This window comes from Agrobacterium sp. MCAB5 (assembly GCF_052114365.1).
GTDB classification, from domain to species: Bacteria; Pseudomonadota; Alphaproteobacteria; order Rhizobiales; family Rhizobiaceae; genus Agrobacterium; species Agrobacterium tumefaciens.
In genome coordinates, this window is the sequence record NZ_JBFREP010000001.1 from 337,128 (window position 1) to 354,144 (window position 17,017).

The 17,017-nt window shown below is 59.3% G+C and carries 15 protein-coding genes; 13 read left to right on the forward strand and 2 right to left on the reverse strand.

The window, feature by feature from the left end:
• Nucleotides 1–114 precede the first annotated feature (114 nt).
• The 13 genes from AB4Z23_RS01680 to AB4Z23_RS01740 all read left to right on the forward strand — a co-directional run bounded on the left by AB4Z23_RS01680 (nucleotide 115) and on the right by AB4Z23_RS01740 (nucleotide 14,411).
• Nucleotides 115–1,260 carry an ABC transporter ATP-binding protein gene (locus tag AB4Z23_RS01680; protein ID WP_421475937.1) on the forward strand — a complete coding sequence of 382 codons (1,146 nt, stop codon included), beginning with the start codon at nucleotides 115–117 and terminating at the stop codon, nucleotides 1,258–1,260.
• Nucleotides 1,257–2,183, forward strand: a complete 927-nt coding sequence (locus tag AB4Z23_RS01685; RefSeq protein WP_421475935.1) for a carbohydrate ABC transporter permease — start codon at nucleotides 1,257–1,259, stop codon at nucleotides 2,181–2,183. The genes AB4Z23_RS01680 and AB4Z23_RS01685 overlap by 4 nt, the downstream gene beginning before the upstream one ends.
• Nucleotides 2,183–3,004, forward strand: a complete 822-nt coding sequence (locus tag AB4Z23_RS01690; RefSeq protein WP_003514860.1) for a carbohydrate ABC transporter permease — start codon at nucleotides 2,183–2,185, stop codon at nucleotides 3,002–3,004. Before AB4Z23_RS01685 ends, AB4Z23_RS01690 begins: the two co-directional genes overlap by 1 nt.
• 42 nt (nucleotides 3,005–3,046) lie before the next feature.
• The gene (locus AB4Z23_RS01695; protein WP_025592292.1) at nucleotides 3,047–4,339 is read left to right on the forward strand and encodes an ABC transporter substrate-binding protein; all 1,293 of its coding nucleotides are present in this window, start codon (nucleotides 3,047–3,049) and stop codon (nucleotides 4,337–4,339) included.
• Between the two features lie 65 nt (nucleotides 4,340–4,404).
• Nucleotides 4,405–5,205: a phosphodiesterase gene (locus AB4Z23_RS01700; protein WP_025592294.1), complete on the forward strand. Its 801-nt coding sequence runs from the start codon at nucleotides 4,405–4,407 to the stop codon at nucleotides 5,203–5,205.
• 277 nt (nucleotides 5,206–5,482) lie between these two features.
• On the forward strand, nucleotides 5,483–6,979 hold the full coding sequence (locus AB4Z23_RS01705; RefSeq protein WP_112290910.1) for an acetyl-CoA hydrolase/transferase family protein: 1,497 nt from the start codon (nucleotides 5,483–5,485) through the stop codon (nucleotides 6,977–6,979).
• A 189-nt stretch (nucleotides 6,980–7,168) separates the two neighbouring features.
• Nucleotides 7,169–8,491: an alpha/beta hydrolase gene (locus AB4Z23_RS01710; protein ID WP_013635402.1), complete on the forward strand. Its 1,323-nt coding sequence runs from the start codon at nucleotides 7,169–7,171 to the stop codon at nucleotides 8,489–8,491.
• Between the two features lie 128 nt (nucleotides 8,492–8,619).
• Nucleotides 8,620–9,657 (forward strand): 4-hydroxyproline epimerase, encoded by a 1,038-nt coding sequence (locus tag AB4Z23_RS01715; protein WP_038489725.1) that lies wholly within the window; start codon nucleotides 8,620–8,622, stop codon nucleotides 9,655–9,657.
• Nucleotides 9,658–9,770: 113 nt separating this feature from the next.
• Complete coding sequence (gene pyrC, locus AB4Z23_RS01720) at nucleotides 9,771–10,808, forward strand: dihydroorotase (RefSeq protein WP_421475932.1); 1,038 nt, start codon at nucleotides 9,771–9,773, stop codon at nucleotides 10,806–10,808.
• A 65-nt stretch (nucleotides 10,809–10,873) separates the two neighbouring features.
• Nucleotides 10,874–11,572, forward strand: coding sequence for an orotate phosphoribosyltransferase (locus AB4Z23_RS01725; RefSeq protein ID WP_003514873.1), 699 nt, complete (start codon nucleotides 10,874–10,876; stop codon nucleotides 11,570–11,572).
• A 97-nt stretch (nucleotides 11,573–11,669) separates the two neighbouring features.
• On the forward strand, nucleotides 11,670–12,596 hold the full coding sequence (locus AB4Z23_RS01730; RefSeq protein ID WP_421475930.1) for a carbohydrate kinase family protein: 927 nt from the start codon (nucleotides 11,670–11,672) through the stop codon (nucleotides 12,594–12,596).
• Nucleotides 12,597–12,720: 124 nt separating this feature from the next.
• A complete protein-coding gene (locus AB4Z23_RS01735) occupies nucleotides 12,721–13,686 on the forward strand; it encodes an acetylxylan esterase (protein ID WP_065703908.1) in 966 nt (321 codons plus the stop codon).
• Nucleotides 13,683–14,411 carry an esterase family protein gene (locus tag AB4Z23_RS01740; RefSeq protein WP_421475928.1) on the forward strand — a complete coding sequence of 243 codons (729 nt, stop codon included), beginning with the start codon at nucleotides 13,683–13,685 and terminating at the stop codon, nucleotides 14,409–14,411. The genes AB4Z23_RS01735 and AB4Z23_RS01740 overlap by 4 nt, the downstream gene beginning before the upstream one ends.
• Nucleotides 14,412–14,427: 16 nt before the next feature.
• Here AB4Z23_RS01740 and AB4Z23_RS01745 read toward each other — a convergent pair whose 3' ends face one another.
• Nucleotides 14,428–15,297, reverse strand: coding sequence for an ornithine carbamoyltransferase (locus tag AB4Z23_RS01745; protein ID WP_421475926.1), 870 nt, complete (start codon nucleotides 15,295–15,297; stop codon nucleotides 14,428–14,430).
• 90 nt (nucleotides 15,298–15,387) lie between these two features.
• Nucleotides 15,388–17,013, reverse strand: a complete 1,626-nt coding sequence (gene pgi / locus AB4Z23_RS01750) for a glucose-6-phosphate isomerase (protein WP_080799610.1) — start codon at nucleotides 17,011–17,013, stop codon at nucleotides 15,388–15,390.
• Nucleotides 17,014–17,017 lie beyond the last annotated feature (4 nt).

A 17,017-nucleotide genomic window follows, 5' to 3' on the forward strand; every position in this document is an offset into this window, starting at 1 on the left:
AGGCATGGCGATGAGCCGGGATTGCCGGGCTTTTCAGTGTCACGGAACTTTCTGCAAACCTTCGTCATATTGTCATACAATATAAGCATATGCGCTCCAGAAAAGGAGCGCAGAATGACGCCACAATCACTTGAACTTTCGGGTATCGGAAAAGGCTTTGGAGCTGACGATGTTCTGAAAGAAATCGATCTCTCGATCCGTCCCGGAGAATTTTTGTCCCTCGTCGGCATGTCCGGCTGCGGCAAGTCAACGCTGCTGCGCATCATCGCGGGGCTGGAAACGCCGGATCGCGGTTCGGTGACGATCGGCGGTCAGAATGTGACGGAGATCGATCCAAGTGACCGCAATCTGGCGATGGTGTTTCAGTCCTACGCGCTTTATCCGCATATGAGCGTGCGTCAGAACATCGCGACGCCGCTTCGGATGCGACGTCTGCCGCTTGCTGCACGCTTGCCACTGATCGGAAGATTTGCGGCGCCTGCCGAAACTTTGCGCCAGATCGATGCTGCCGTCGAACAGGCGGCCGAGACCCTGCAGATCGCGCATCTGCTGGACCGCAAGCCGGCCCAGCTTTCAGGCGGCCAGCGCCAGCGCGTGGCTCTGGCCCGGGCACTGGTGCGCTCGCCTGCCGCATTCCTCATGGACGAACCACTCTCCAACCTAGATGCAAAGCTTCGCGCCCACATGCGCGAGGAGCTTGCCGGGCTGCACCGGCGGTTGGGCGCGACGTTTATCTACGTCACCCATGACCAGATCGAAGCGATGACAATGTCGGACCGCATCGCGCTGATGTCGGAAGGTCGTATCGAGCAACTGGGCACGCCGGACGAGCTTTACCGGAAACCGGCGACACTGACGGTTGCGCGCTTCATTGGCACGCCGTCGATCAACCTGCTGCCGGTGGAAATCCATGCTGAAGGTAAGGTCACGGCTTTCGGCCGCGATCTTGGCGTCGAGGCTTCTGGTCGTGATGCCGGCCCGGCGACGCTTGGCCTTCGCGCCGAGGATCTGCGCCCGGGTGCGGAAGGCTTCGCGGTGCGGGTGACCCGCAGCGAAACCCACGGCGCGGACCGTTTCGTGAACTGCCGTCTTCTGAGCGACGAGACCGTCGCCATTACCCTGCGTCAGGCCGCGGGCGAGGTGTTGGGCGCCGATGAGAACGGCGTGATGAACCTCGGCTTTGCGCCGGAGCGCGTGCATCTTTTTGCCGCAGACGGCCTGCGTCGCAAGACGACGGTGCGTGAAATGGTGCCGGCATGACGGCGGTTGATTTCTCCTCGGCCACGCGCGCAAAGTCTCGCCCGCGCCTCTCGAAGGCGGACCGACGGATGATCTGGCGTGGCCTGATGTTCGCGGCACCGGCAAGTCTGCTGCTTTTGGCGATCTATATCGTTCCCATATTCGTTCTGGCCGGTTTTTCCGTCACAGATTACAAGCTCGGCGCACTCTCCACCCGCTTTGTGGGTCTCGACAATTTCGTGAAGGCTTTCCACGACCCGGTCTTCCTGCGCGCGCTGGCGAATACCGCCATTTATGCGGTCATCGTCATTCCCTTCGGCGTGTTCCTGGCGCTCGGCGTGGCTTTGCTCGTCTATAATCGCAAGCGCAGCCGTGCCTTCTGGGAAGTCGCTTATTTCCTGCCCGTCACCGCAACGCTCGTCGCCATGGCGACCGTGTGGCAATTTCTGCTGCATCCTTCGCTTGGCCCGGTGAATGCGGCGATCAAGTGGTTCGGCTTCGAGCCCGTCGCGTTCCTCTCCAACCCGGTCATGCTCATTCCCACCATGGCGCTGATGGGTGTCTGGCAGGTTCTGGGCTTCAACATGGTGCTGTTTCTCGCCGGCCTCACCGCCATTTCGAAGGATCTGCACGAGGCATCGAGACTGGACGGCGCGAAAAACCCGATCGACCGGTTCCTTACGGTGACTTGGCCGATGCTGGGGCCGACGACGATGTTCGTGGTGGTCACCACCTCGATCTCGGCCTTCAAGGTGTTCGAGACGGTTGCCGTGCTGACCAAGGGCCGCTTCGGTTCCGAAACCCTGCTTTTCGATCTCTATCTTGAAGGGTTCGAATATTCCAACACCGGTTATGCCGCCGCGCTGACGGTGATCTTCCTCGCTATCGTGTTGATCCTCTCGATCGGCCAGACGCTGCATATGGACCGGAAGGTGCACTACTGATGGCCGCGCTCCGCAAATACTTCCCGCATCTCGTGCTGGCACTCGGCGCTTTCGTGATGCTCCTGCCGTTCTACTGGATGATGTTGACGTCGATCCGCTCGCCTGCGGAAATATTCGACGTCTCGCTCTGGCCGATCCCGGCGAAATTCGATGCCGTCGAAAACTATACCCGCGCAGCGAGCCAGGTGCCGATGGCACGTTTCATGCTGAACGGCGTCATCGTCTGCGTCGGTATCCTCGTCGTGCAGGTCCTGACATCGGTGCCGGCGGCCTATGCGCTGGCGAAGCTCAGGTTTCCGGGCCGCAAGCTGCTGCTGGGTCTCATCATCGCGGCACTCTGCGTGCCAATTCAGGCACTTGCCCTGCCGCTTTTCGTCGGTCTGGCGAAGACGGAACTGCTGAACACCTATTTCGCGATGATGATGCCGTTCTTCCTGTCGGTCTTCGCCATCTTCCTGTTCAACCAGTCCTTCCGCAGCTACCCGGATGAAATCATCGAAGCGGCCCGCATGGATGGTTTTTCGGAAATGGAGATTTGTTGGGGACTGGTGCTGCGCGGCTCGCTGCCTTCGCTCGCGGCTTTCTCGATCTTCTCGCTCGTCGCCCACTGGAACGACCTTTATTGGCCGATGATCGTGGTCTCCGACACCAATCTCGCCCCGCCGCCGCTCGGCATGATGCTTTTTGCGGATGTCGAATCCGGCGCCAATTACGGTGCCCTGATGGCGGGCGCAACACTGATTACCGCGCCAATGGTGCTGTGCTTCCTCCTCGCACGGCGGCATTTCATCGCCGGTATTACCATGACCGGCGTCAAGTGACGTCGTTCGAACTCCTCCTCCCAACCCATTTTGGAGAATGACATGAAAATCAACCGACGCGCTCTGATGGGCGGTCTGGCACTCGGCGTGGCCTTTGCAGGCCTCGCAACGCCGGTTCTTGCCAACGAAATCACGCTGAACGTTCTCTACAACCTGCCGGGTTTCACGAAATTCCATCAGCCGCTGGCCGATGAATTCATGAAGAAGAACCCGGATGTGAAGATCAACTTCCTCGCTCCGGCCGCAGGCTACAATGAAGGCCAGCAGCAGGTCTTGCGCTCGGCCGTCACCGGCAATCTGCCTGATGTTTATTTCTCGGGTTACAACCTGACGGCGGAACTGGTGCACACGCTCGCACCGCGCAACCAGATCACCGATCTTAGCCCATTCATCCAGGCTGAAGGCGGTCAGGCCTTCCTCGACAAGAACTACAGCCCGAAGATGGCAGCTCTCGGCCAGATCGATGGCAAGCAGTACGGCCTGCCGGTCAACGCTTCCTCGCCGATCATCTACATCAACTCCGACCTCGTCACCAAGGCTGGCGGCGACCCGGACAAGATGCCGACGACCTTCCCGGAGCTGATCGCTCTCGCCAAGAAGATCAAGGCACTCGACCCGAAGTTTGCGGGCATGAGCTACGACATCAATGGCTGGCCGGATGACTGGTTGTGGCAGGCGCTCGTTTTCGAACAGGGCGGCAAGCTCGTTGACGAGAAGACCAAGACCGTTGCGTTCGACAACGAGATCGGCCTCAACGCCCTGAAGATGACCCGCCAGTTCGTCACCGAAGGTGGCCAGAACCTGCTCGACTGGGACCAGTCGCGCCAGCAGTTCGGTGCAGGCCTTACCGGCTTCATCTTCTCGACGCCCGCTCACGTTCAGACAATCCAGGGTCTGGTTGGCGATCGCTTCAAACTGAAGACGGCAACCTTCCCGCTCGACAACAAGGAAAAGGGCGGCGTGCCGACCGGCGGCAACTCTGCCGTTATCCTGACGCAGGAAAAAGCCAAGCAGGATGCTGCCTGGAAGTACCTGAAGTGGATCACCGGCCCCGAGGCGCAGAACACCATCGTGCGCATCACCGGCTACCTGCCGACCAACAAGCTGGCAACCGGCGCCGACTTCCTGGCTCCCTATTACGCCGAGAACCCGAATGTGAAGACAGCTTCGCTGCAGGCCGATCGTTCTCTGCCGTGGGCCGGTTATCCCGGTGGCGATTCCGTCCGCATCTGGCGCACCCAGCGCGATATCATCGGCACCGTCATGCGCGGTGAAGTGTCGCCGGAAGCTGGTCTCAAGCAGATCGTCGAGCAGACCAACGCCCTGCTGAAGTAAGCGACACCATGGAAAAGGCTGCGGGAACCACATTCCCGCAGCCATTTTATGCAGAGAGACCGACAATGAAGATCATCCAGATCACAGACACACATCTTTTGCCGCCAGGCATCGCGATAAACGGCGTGGATCCCGAGAAGCAGTTGCGCGCGGCGATATCAGATATCGTCGAAAAACACGCAGACGCCGACCTTCTGGTGATGACGGGCGATCTTTGCAATTATGGCGAGCCGGAGGCCTATGAACTCCTTCGCGACATTTTGGCGTCCGTGTCCTTGCCCGTGCGGCTGATGCTCGGCAATCACGACCGCCGTCCGGAATTCGTGGCGGCCTTTCCCGAACAGCCACGGGATGAAAACGGCTATATCCAGTCCTTTATCGATACCGAATTCGGCCGGCTGCTGTTTCTCGACAGCCACGAGGCCGATGTCATCGGCGGCATGTACGGTGCGGATCGCCTGACATGGCTGGACAAGGCGCTTGAAGGCGCTGGCGACCTTCCCGTGACGGTTTTCGTTCACCACCCGCCAATGGATTGCGGTATCCGGCATTTCGAAAACATCGGCATGCATGATGACGGCGCGGTTATGCAGCGTCTAGGCAGACATCCGGCTGGCGTGCGCCATATTGTTTTTGGCCATATCCACGTTCCGATGGCGGGCACCAGCGCTGAAGGGATCGCCTATAGTTCCGGCCAAGCCTGCGCGCATCGCTTCATCACCGATATCGAGGTTGTCGATCCCCTGTGGACCGGCGGCAACCCCTGTTACCGGGTGATCAGCCTCGGTACATTTGGCATGCGTGCCTATGATGTCGAGGTAGGGCAGGTCGTGCTGGGTCAGGCCTCCGCATGCGAAGGCCCCTGATTGCGGGCAATAGCTGAGGCAACCCTCCGGTATGTGACGAGGCGATCCATACGCCTCATCAGCGGTTGCGGTCGGCTGCGATGCTGCGATCGCCCCGCAGCCTGTCGCGCCGATGCGCCACTTGCGGTCTGTCGATCAGATTTGATGGATCAAAGCCATGGTCCCGTTCACACCCTTGATCTATGTCAGCTTCATCGTTGAAACTCCGCGCCATAGTCACTGGTGAGGTGGCCAGCCACGTGACGCGGCATCTGGAATGCAGATCATGGAGAAGTGCATGCTTGAAAAGCGTATCCGCAACGCGTCCCTCTTGAACAGGATCGTCAGCGCCGAAGAGGCTGCCGGCCTCATTCAGGATGGCATGACGGTGGGCATGAGCGGCTTTACGCGGGCCGGCGAAGCAAAGGCGGTACCGCTGGCGCTGGCCGAGCGTGCGAAGACGCACCCGATGAAGATTACCCTGATGACCGGTGCATCGCTTGGCAATGATCTCGACAAGACCATGGTGGAGGCGGGCATGCTGGCGCGCCGTATGCCGTTTCAGTCCGATCCCGCTTTGCGCAAGGCGATCAATGACGGCAAGGTGATGTTCATCGACCAGCACCTTTCTGAAACGGTCGAGCAATTGCGCGGCGGCCAGATCCACGGTGTGGATGTGGCCATCATCGAGGCGGTGGCGATTACGGCGGACGGCGGTATCGTGCCCACCACATCCGTCGGTAATTCGGCGAGCTTTGCCATTCTGGCTGAAAAGGTCATCGTTGAGATCAATCTGTCGCAACCCGACGTTCTCGAGGGGTTGCATGATATTTTCATCCCCGCAAAACGCCCGACCCGCATGCCCATTCCCGTGGTGGCAACGGACAGCCGCGTCGGTCTGCCGTTCATTCCGGTGCCGCCGGAAAAAATCGCCGCAATTGTCCTGAGCGACAAAAGCGACAGTTTTTCGACGGTGCTGCCGCCTGATGACGAGACCAAGGCGATTGCCGGCCATCTCACCGAATTCCTGCTGAATGAGGTCCGTCATGGCCGCATGAGCCACGAACTCCAGCCGTTGCAGGCCGGTATCGGCACCATCGCCAATGCCGTCATGCACGGTTTCATCGATACGCCGTTTCACGATCTCAAAATGTATTCGGAAGTTCTGCAGGATTCGACCTTCGAGCTTTTCGACGCGGGCAAGCTGACTTTCGCCTCCGGTTCATCGATCACGCTCTCCTCTGCCATGAACGAACGGGTCATGCCGCGACTGGCCGATTACAAGAGCAGGCTGATCCTGCGTCCGCAGGAGGTCAGCAATCACCCGGAGGTCATCCGCCGCCTCGGCATCATCGGCATCAATACCGCGCTGGAGTTCGATATTTACGGGAACGTCAATTCCACTCATGTCGGTGGCACTCACATGATGAACGGCATTGGCGGCTCGGGGGATTTTGCCCGCAACGCCTATATGTCCATCTTCGTCACCAAGTCGATTGCCAAGGGCGGCGCCATCTCTAGTGTCGTGCCGATGGTCAGCCATGTCGACCATACCGAACATGATGTGGATATTCTGGTCACGGAAATCGGGTTGGCCGATCTGCGCGGCCTTGCTCCGCGTGAGCGCGCTGCGGTCATTATCGCAAATTGCGTGCATCCCCACTATCGCGATGCCCTGACGGACTATTTCCAGCGAGCGGTGGCACGCGGCGGACATACGCCGCACCTCATTGAAGAGGCGCTGTCCTGGCACAATGCCCTTCGCGAAAGGGGCACAATGCTGCCGCAGCGATAGAACTCGCCTGCACGTCACAATCACGTCTCCCGGCTCCGCAAGGCGGGAAAATTGGGTCTGTTTGGACACACCGGCGCGGAAATCTCCGCGCTTGCGCGATGGTTGCTGGCGCGGCAGTTCCGCCTCCGGTAGAAATTCCTGTCCTCTGGCCGCTATCCGGCTGCCTTTGGGTTGCAGGAGAATGATGTGATGCCCATCCGCTTCGTAGCCATAATCGCGATTGTTGCCCTGCTCGCTGGCTGCGGGGGGCGTCCCATCGGGGTCATGACGCCAACAGGGCAGACCGTGGCTGGAACCACGCCCGTCAATCTCCTGGTCGCCACCACGCGAGCGCCCTCGGACAATGCCGCGGTGCTTTTCGGCGGCGAACGCGGAACCGGGTTGAAGGTCGATGCCGTCACCATCTCCATTCCGCCCAAGGCCAACCGCAAGGTCGGGCAGGTGCAGTGGCCGAAGAAGCTGCCGCCTAACCCTCTGAAGGATTTCACCACGGTGGCGGTTGAGCCTGTTCGTTCCGAAGCGGAGACCAAAAGCTGGATCAGCAAACATATCCATAAGGACCGCCGCGTTCTGGTCTTCGTGCACGGTTTCAACAATCGTTACGAGGAATCGGTCTATCGCTTTGCGCAGATCGTCTATGATTCCGGCTCGGATGTCGTGCCTGTGGTTTTCACATGGCCGTCACGGGCGAGTATTTTCGACTATAATTACGACAAGGAAAGCACCAATTACTCGCGCGATGCGCTTGAGGAAATGCTGACCCGTCTGGCAAAGGACAAGTCGATCGGCGAGGTCACGGTCATGGCGCATTCCATGGGCACCTGGCTTGCCGTGGAGGCGCTGCGCCAGATGGCCATCCGCAACGGCCGCGTCGATCCGAAGATCAGCAATGTCATTCTGGCAGCACCAGATCTCGATGTGGACGTGTTCAGCCGGCAGTTCGCCAGCTTCGGCAAGGCGCCGCCGAAATTCACCCTGTTCGTCTCGCAGGATGACCGTGCGCTCAGCCTGTCGCGCCGCATTTCCGGCAATGTCGACCGTCTGGGCCAGATCGACCCTTCCGTCGAACCCTATCGCAGCCAGCTGGAAAAGGCCGGTATCACTGTTCTTGATCTGACCAAGCTGCAATCCGGTGACCGGTTGAACCACGGCAAATTTGCAGAAAGCCCTGAAGTCGTGCGCCTGATCGGCGACCGCCTCATTGCCGGCCAGACTGTGACGGATTCCGATGTCGGTCTGGGGGAGGCGCTGGGCGCGGTCAGCATCGGTGCCGCGCAAACTGTCGGAACGGCGGCAAGCGTCGTGGTCAGCGCGCCCATTGCGGTGTTCGATCCGCGCACGCGTGAAAATTACGGCAGGCAGGTGGAGAGGCTCGGCCGCTCTGTTGAAAACACCGTCGGATCGGTTGGTGATACGGCCGGCTCCGTGGTGGACGATCAGGCGGTTCAGTCTTCGAGAGTGAATTGCGACGCCGCCGCCAATCGTAACCGGGCGGAGTGCCGCAATCGCTAGATCACGATGAGAAGTGTATGGCGAAAACCATAAGCGATTTTCGCCATCCAGCTCGCGCAGATTTGTATACAGCTTGTATTTTTACCTATATGGTCCGGTCAACAGCTCAACTTCCGGAGTAAGATCCCATGCGTTGGAAACGCACCTTGCAGCTTCTCGATGTTCATTGCGAAGGCGAAATCGGCCGTGTCGTCACCGGCGGCGCGCCGAAAATTCCCGGCAACACCGTGGCCGAGCAGCTTAACTGGATGAATACCGATCCAAAAGGGGAAGCCCTGCGCCGCTTTCTGACTCTGGAGCCGCGTGGCACGCCCATGGGGTCAGTCAATCTTCTGCTGCCGCCGAAGCACCCGGATGCCCATACGGCCTTCGTCATTCTCCAGCCGGATCAGGCGCATGCCAGTTCCGGCTCCAATTCCATCTGCGCGACGACAGCACTTCTGGAAAGCGGCATGGTGGAGATGCAGGAACCGGAAACGGTCGTCATTCTGGAAACGGCCGCCGGTCTGGTCAAGGCCACCGCCACCTGCCGCGACGGGCGCTGCGAAAAGGTCAAGCTGACCATGGTGCCGTCCTTCGTGCATGAGCTGGATGTGACCATCGACACGCCCGAATGGGGCAAGGTGACGATGGATATTTCCTATGGCGGCATCTTTTACGCGCTGGTCGATGTGCGCCAGATCGGCCTGACCATCGAAAAGGCTAATGCAGCGAAACTGGTTGCTGCGGGCATGATCCTCAAGGACCTCGTCAACAGTGAAATGACGGTCGTGCATCCCGAAATCCCCGCCATATCAGGCGTGGCCTATGTGATGTTCCGCGATGTGGATGCCGATGGTTCCATCCGCACCTGCACCACCATGTGGCCTGGCCGGGCGGATCGCTCGCCCTGCGGCACCGGCAACTCCGCCAATCTCGCCACGCTTTATGCGCGCGGCAAGGTGAAGGTGGGAGACGAATACAAATCCCGTTCGATCATCGGTTCGGAATTCGATGTCGGCCTTTCCGCCGTCACCGAAGTGGCAGGTCGTCCGGCGGTCATTCCCACCATTGCCGGCCGCGGTTTCACCTTCGGGCTGCACCAGGTCGGCCTTGACCCCTTCGATCCCTTTGCGGACGGCTTTGCCATGACGGATGTGTGGGGTCCCGAAGCGGGCGGCATCTGAGGCTCGCTTCAAAAAAATGACATTTACAGCCGCCCGATGCCTCTCGGCGGCTGTTTTCCTGTGACGAAAGATGCTAAGCGGGCGCCAATTCCGTCATGCTCCGAGGTATCCCGATGAAGTCGCTCACCCTTCGCCGCCCTGATGACTGGCATCTGCATCTGCGCGATGGCGCCATGCTGGAAGGCGTGATCGGGGATACGAGTCGCCATTTCGCCCGCGCAATCATCATGCCGAACCTGGTGCCACCGGTAGTCACCTGCGCCGATGCCCGCGCCTATCGCGAACGCATCGTCAAGGCAATTCCGGCGGGCGACCGTTTCGAGCCGCTGATGACGCTTTATCTCACCGAGGACACGCAGGCCGACGACGTGGAAGAGGGCAAGAAAAGTGGCCTTATCACCGCCGTAAAGCTCTATCCGGCCGGCGCGACCACCAATTCCCACGGCGGCGTGCGCGATTTCAACAAGGCGATGCCGGTTCTGGAACGCATGGCGAAGATCGGCCTGCCGCTTTGCGTGCATGGCGAGGTGACGACGCCGGAGGTCGATATTTTCGACCGCGAGAAAGCCTTCATCGACACGGTTCTGGAGCCGCTGCGCCAGCGCCTGCCTGAGCTCAAGGTGACGATGGAGCACATTACCACCCGCGATGGCGTGGACTACATAAAGTCGTCCAAGGCCAATCTCGCCGGATCCATCACCACTCACCATCTCATCATCAACCGCAACGCCATTCTGGTCGGCGGTATCAAACCGCATTATTACTGCCTGCCCGTCGCAAAGCGCGAGGAGCATCGCTTGGCACTGCGTGCGGCCGCGATTTCGGGTGATGCCCGCTTCTTCCTCGGCACCGATTCCGCCCCGCATGTCGATCCGCTGAAGGAATCCGCCTGCGGCTGCGCCGGCATCTATACCTCGATCAACACCATGAGCTGTCTTGCGCATGTCTTCGAGCAGGAAAACGCTCTCGACAAGCTGGAAGCCTTCGCTTCCCTCAACGGCCCAGCCTGGTACGGGTTGGCGCCAAATGAGGAGACGATCACACTGGTGAAGCGCGAGGAGCCGGTGTCGTTTCCCGCCAAGATCGAGACGGGCGCCGGGCCGGTGACCGTATTCGATCCGATGTTCCCGCTTCATTGGGACGTGAGCTGATTTTTTTTAATGACCGCCGGCACTGCCGGCGGTTTTGTTATGAAGGCCGAAAAAGGAGAACGCCTATGAACCATTTCACATTCACTGACCGCACTGTCGTTGCAGAACTGGTTGCGAAGATGTTGTGGGAAATCAAGGCGGTCCACTTCAATTCGGAAAGCCCGTACACCTTCGCTTCGGGCATGAAGAGTCCCGTTTATATCGACATGCGCAAGCTCATCTCCTTCCCGCGCATTCGCTCGGCGGCGATGGATTTTGCGGCGGCGGCGGTGATGCGCGAGGCCGGTTTCGAGAAGTTCGACTGTGTCGCAGGCGGTGAAACGGCGGGCATTCCCTTCGCGGCTTTCCTTGCCGAGCGTCTTGGCCTGCCGATGATCTATTGCCGCAAGAAGCCAAAGGGCCATGGCCGCAACGCCCAGATCGAAGGCCATATGCCGGAAGGCGCCCGCGTTCTCGTCATCGAGGACCTGACGACGGCCGGCGGCTCGATGTTCACCTTCATCGACGCCATCCGCGCGGCAGGCGGCATTGTCGATCACGGTATTGCGCTCTTCTATTACGGCATTTTCGAACAGGCCGAAGCGCGCTTCGCCAATGGCAATGTCAAGCTGCATTATCTCACGACCTGGCGCGATGTTCTGGCTGTTGCCCGGGCTGAAAAGCTGTTCGACGAAAAGACCCTGTCGGAGGTCGAGGCCTTCCTCGATAACCCGTTGCCATGGTCTGCAAAGCGCGGCGGCGTCAGCGAATTGCCGCAATCTTAATTTCGGATGCGGCCAGCCAGCTTGTGGCTGGCCTTCCGATCGATCTTCGTCTAAATCGATTTAAGTCCATTTGATTTGCTGTTTGAGGAGGACCGTAATGATCCTGTGTTGTGGTGAAGCCCTGATCGACATGCTGCCCCGGCAGACGACGCTGGGTGAGGCGGGTTTTGCCCCCTATGCAGGCGGAGCGGTCTTCAACACGGCCATTGCGCTCGGGCGTCTCGGCGTCCCGTCCGCGTTCTTCACGGGTCTTTCCGATGACATGATGGGCGATATCCTGCGGACAACCCTGCGGGCGAGCAACGTGGATTTCAGCTATTGCGCAACACTTTCGCGGCCGACCACCATCGCCTTTGTCAAGCTCGTCGATGGCCATGCCACCTACGCCTTTTATGACGAAAACACCGCCGGCCGGATGATCACCGAGGCCGAGCTTCCGGCCTTAGGCGCCGATTGCGAGGCGCTGCATTTCGGCGCGATCAGCCTCATTCCGGAACCATGCGGCAGCACCTATGAGGCGTTTATGGTGCGCGAGCATCAAAGCCGAGTCATCTCCCTCGATCCGAATATCCGCCCCGGTTTCATCAAGGACAAGCAGTCGCATATGGCCCGCATCCGCCGTATGGCTGCCATGTCGGATATCGTGAAATTCTCTGACGAAGACCTCGAATGGTTCGGTCTGGAAGGTGATGAGGACACGCTTGCTCGCCACTGGCTGCACCATGGCGCGAAATTGGTCGTCGTCACCCGTGGCGCCAAGGGTGCGGTCGGTTACACCGCCAATTTCAAGGTAGAAGTGGCTTCCGAGCGGGTGGAGGTCGTCGATACCGTCGGCGCGGGCGACACCTTCGACGCCGGCATTCTCGCCTCGCTGAAAATGCAGGGGCTTCTGACGAAGGCGCAGGTCGCTTCGCTGACGGAAGAGCAGATCAGAAAGGCTTTGGCGCTCGGCGCAAAGGCTGCTGCGGTGACCGTCTCGCGAGCTGGCGCAAATCCGCCCTTCGCGCATGAAATCGGATTGTAAAGGATATGGTTGAACCGTTTTGAAAAGGCGGTTCATCACTCCTGCCTGGGCCAGGGTCGTAAAAAACCGATATTTGGATATCAAGAAGCTTGTGTCGGCCGGTCTTTCACGAAACAAGCATCGCATGAGCGTTCCAACAACCCATCCTTTCGATTTCGACCCGACCTATGGCATGCGGCGCGAGCAGTTGCTGGCCATTATCCCGCCTGAGGCGCCGCCGGGCTTTGATGATTTCTGGAAGAAGCGTTATCGCCGCGCGCTGGCCACGGATCCGCGACCGGTGCTGCGCAAGAGCAAACTCAGCCATCCCCGCTGGCATGTTCTCGATATCTCATACACATCCACCGGCGGCTTCCGCATCGGTGGATGGATGCTTCTGCCGCGCAAAGGACAGGTGCGGCGCGGACTTGTTGTCGGCCATGGTTATGGCGGGCGGGGAGAGCCCGATTTCGACGTGCCGGTGGAAGAAACGGCCGTGCTGTTTCCCTGTTTTCGCGGGCTTTCGCTAAGCGCCTGTCCGCCGATTTCGTCCGACCCGGCCCTTCATGTCCTCTACAACATCGAAAGAAAAGACGACTACATCATCGGTGGCTGTGTCGATGATCTGTGGATCGCCGTCTCCACGCTCGTCACGCTCTATCCATGGCTGGAAGGGCAGGTGGGTTACAGCGGCATCAGCTTCGGGGGCGGGATTGGGGCTTTGGCGATACCATATGATGCGCGCATCGACCGGGGCCATCTGGTCGTACCGACATTCGGACACCGGCCGTTCTGGCTGACGCTGCCGACCGTCGGCAGCGCGGATGCGGTCCAGACCTATCAGAAGACCCATGCCAATGTGCTGGAAATGCTGCGTCTGTTCGATGCCGCTTCTGCGGCTTCCCGCATAAAAGTGCCGATGCTGGTCGCGCCCGCCCTGTTCGATCCGGCGGTGGCGCCGCCGTGCCAGTTTGCGGTTGCCAATGCCCTGCCGCTCTCAAAATTTAATGAAATCTTCATCCTAGACGCGGGACATTTCGAATACGCTGACAGTGCATCCCAAGATGCGGTCCACAGGGACAAGGTCAGACAGTTTTTCAAGGTGCCATGAAACGCGAATATCTCCGCTGGTATAGTCAAAGGCTTCATCGTGATATGGAGCTGTTGATATTCGGTCATTCTGGCGCCAAGGTGCTGATGTTTCCCACACGCGACGGGCGCTTCTTCGAATATGAGGAACTTGGCCTTGTCGACAGTCTGGCCGATAAAGTGGAGGCCGGTCATCTTCAGCTCTATTGTATCGAGGGGCTGGCCAAAGAGACCTTTTATGCGGCCTATAATCACCCGGCCGAGCGCATTCGCCGCCATGCCGCCTTCGAAGATTATATTCTCAATGAAGTGCTGCCGCTGATGGCTGAGAAAAACCCGCATGGCGATACCATCGTGCAGGGCTGCAGTCTCGGCGCGTTTCAGGCCGCCAGCCTCGTCTTTCGTCACCCACATCTTTTCCGCAAGCTCGTCGCCTTTTCCGGCCGCTACGATCTGACGATGAAGGTGGAATCCTTCGGCGATCTGTTCGACGGTTACTACGATGACGATGTCTATTTCCACATGCCGAGCCACTTTCTGCCGGACCTCGCCTGCGGCTGGCGGCTTGAAAGCCTCCGCCGCATCGACATGGTTTTCACCATCGGCGATGCCGATCCGTTTTTGGACAACAACCATCACCTGAGCCGCGTTCTTAATGACAAGCAGATAGGGCATCAGTTGCATGTCTGGGAGGGACGTGCCCATCGGGCAGGTCCCTGGCGCAAGATGGCGGCGCTGTATATCTGAGGCGACCGGCGCCGTCTCAGGCGAGGAGAAATTCCATCAGGGCATTCTGCGCGTGCAGAAGAAATGCCTTTGCGGGCCGGCTTTGACAGGCCGGATGGGTCATTGCATCTGCCGTCACTTCCTGACCACGGGCGACCGGCGGGCAGGGTAAAAAGATCACCTCGGGCTGCATCCTGTCGAGAAGGGATGCGGATATACGGTAGTTGATCAGGATATGATCCGAACCGGCGGGCCAGGAATCGGTAATGACCACATCCGCGTCTAGCAACTCCGCCATATCAGAGCTGGCCCGAAAATTCGGGTTGATGAGCGCAGCATCGGTGACGTGCCATTGTTCGGGGTAAACTTGTGTGACCTGAATTGGCAGGGAAATCGAGGCCTCGACCCACGAGCGCAAAATATTGGCATCCGGCGCGACGCCGACGATCTTGAGACCGTCGACCCGGCTTCTCAAGCTATTGATGTGGGCAAGATCGCCAAGCGTCTCGCAGGGATGATTGGACTTGGTCCGCGCGTTGATGACGGGTGCGCGCATTTCGCCCGCAAGCGCCCGGAGGGTCGAGAGTTCTTTCGTGCGGATAATGACTAGATCGAACCAGTTGTCGAGATAGCCCGCCAGATCGGCAATTTCTTCGCGACCATTAAAGCTGATCGGGACGGTGACACAAATACCGCCCATGGCCTGAATGCCGAGATCGAAGGCAGCGGTGTTGCGCCAACCGGTGTCGTCGACGATCAGCCCGATGCGTTTTCCCTTGAGCAGCTGTGGCATCGTGCCCTTTGACCAGTCCTGCGCCAGACCGCCTGCACGATCTATGATCGACAGCACCGCATCTTCAGGCAGGTCATGAAACGCCAGAAAATCCTTGCCTTGCTGCAGTGCCATATGTGCCTCCAATCGGCGTTCCATCGATGCTGAATTGAAAAAGCCGGAAGTTTCCTTCCGGCTTTCGTAATCATCAAGGGAGCAAGAATTTTACCCCGCCAGTCCCGACAGGGCCTTCACCAGACCCTGTGTCGAGCTGTCATGGCCGGCTGCACTTTCCTTGCCTTCAACGACGGGAAGCAGGCCGGTTGCCAGTTCCTTGCCAAGCTCCACGCCCCACTGGTCGAAGGAGTTGATGCGGAACAGCACGCCTTCCACGAAGACGCGGTGTTCGTAGAGCGCGATCAGACGGCCAAGCGCAAATGGCGTCAGCTTGTCGTAGACGAAGGTAATGGACGGGCGGTTGCCGGTGAAAACGCGGTGCGGCGCGATGAAATCGGCTTGGTTGTCTTCCATGCCCTTGGAGGTAAGCTGGGCTTTCGCTTCGGCCAGCGTGCGGCCCTTCATCAGGGCTTCCGACTGCGCCAGGCAATTGGCGATGAGAAGCTGGTGCTGATGGCGCAGTTCCGGTTCGAAACCGTTGGCGGCGATCATGAATTCCGCCGGAATGACGCTCGTGCCCTGGTGGATGAGCTGGTAGAAGGCGTGCTGGCCATTGGTGCCGGGTTCGCCCCAGACGACCGGGCCGGACTGGCCTTCGACAGGTGTCCCGTCGATCGTCACGCCCTTGCCGTTCGATTCCATGTCGAGTTGCTGCAGATAGGCAGGAAAACGCGACAGGCGCTGGTCATAGGGCAGGATCGCCCGCGTAGAATAGTTCAGCACGTTGCGGTGATAAAATCCGATGAGACCGAGCAGCATCGGCAGGTTTTCACGGATCGGCGCATCGCGGAAATGCTTGTCCATGGCATGCGCGCCATCCAGAAACTTGCCGAAATTCTCCGGCCCGATGGCGATCATCAGCGGCAGGCCGATAGCCGACCAGATCGAATAACGTCCGCCAACCCAGTCCCAGAAACCGAAGATGCGATCGCTCTCGATGCCGAAGGCGGCAACCTTTTCCAATGCTGTCGAAACGGCGGCGAAATGGTGCTTCACAGCCTCTTCACCCAGCTTTTCGGCAATGAAACGGCGCGCGGTCGCGGCATTCGTCATCGTTTCGATTGTGGTGAAGGTTTTGGAGGCGACGATGAAGAGCGAGGTCTCGGGATCAACGAGCTTCAGCGTGTCGGCAATATGCGCGCCATCGATATTGGAGACGAAATGCGCACGCGGACCATCATGGAAAGGCGCAAGCGCCAGCGTCGCCATGACGGGGCCGAGATCGGAGCCGCCGATACCGATATTGATGATGTCGGTGATCTTCTTGCCGGTCGCACCTTTCAGGGAACCGGAGCGAATGGCGTCGGCAAACTTGCCCATGGCGGTAAGAACGGCGTTCACATCCGGCATCACATCCTTGCCGTCAACGAGAACCGGCGTGTTGGAGCGATTGCGCAGTGCGGTGTGCAACACGGCACGATCTTCGGTGAAATTGATCGCCTTGCCGGAGAACATCTCCTCGCGCTTTGCCTCGACGCCACCGTCGCGCGCCAGCTGTTCGAGAAGCGTGACGATTTCGTCATTAACAGCGCATTTGGAATAGTCCATCAGCAGGTCATCGAATTTGGCGCTGAAACGGCTGAATCGTTTGTCGTCGGCCGCAAAAGCAGCGCGCAGATCGGTTGCGGCTGTGCTGCTTGCCGTTGCTTTCAGTTTTTCGATGGTGGCCTGCATCTCG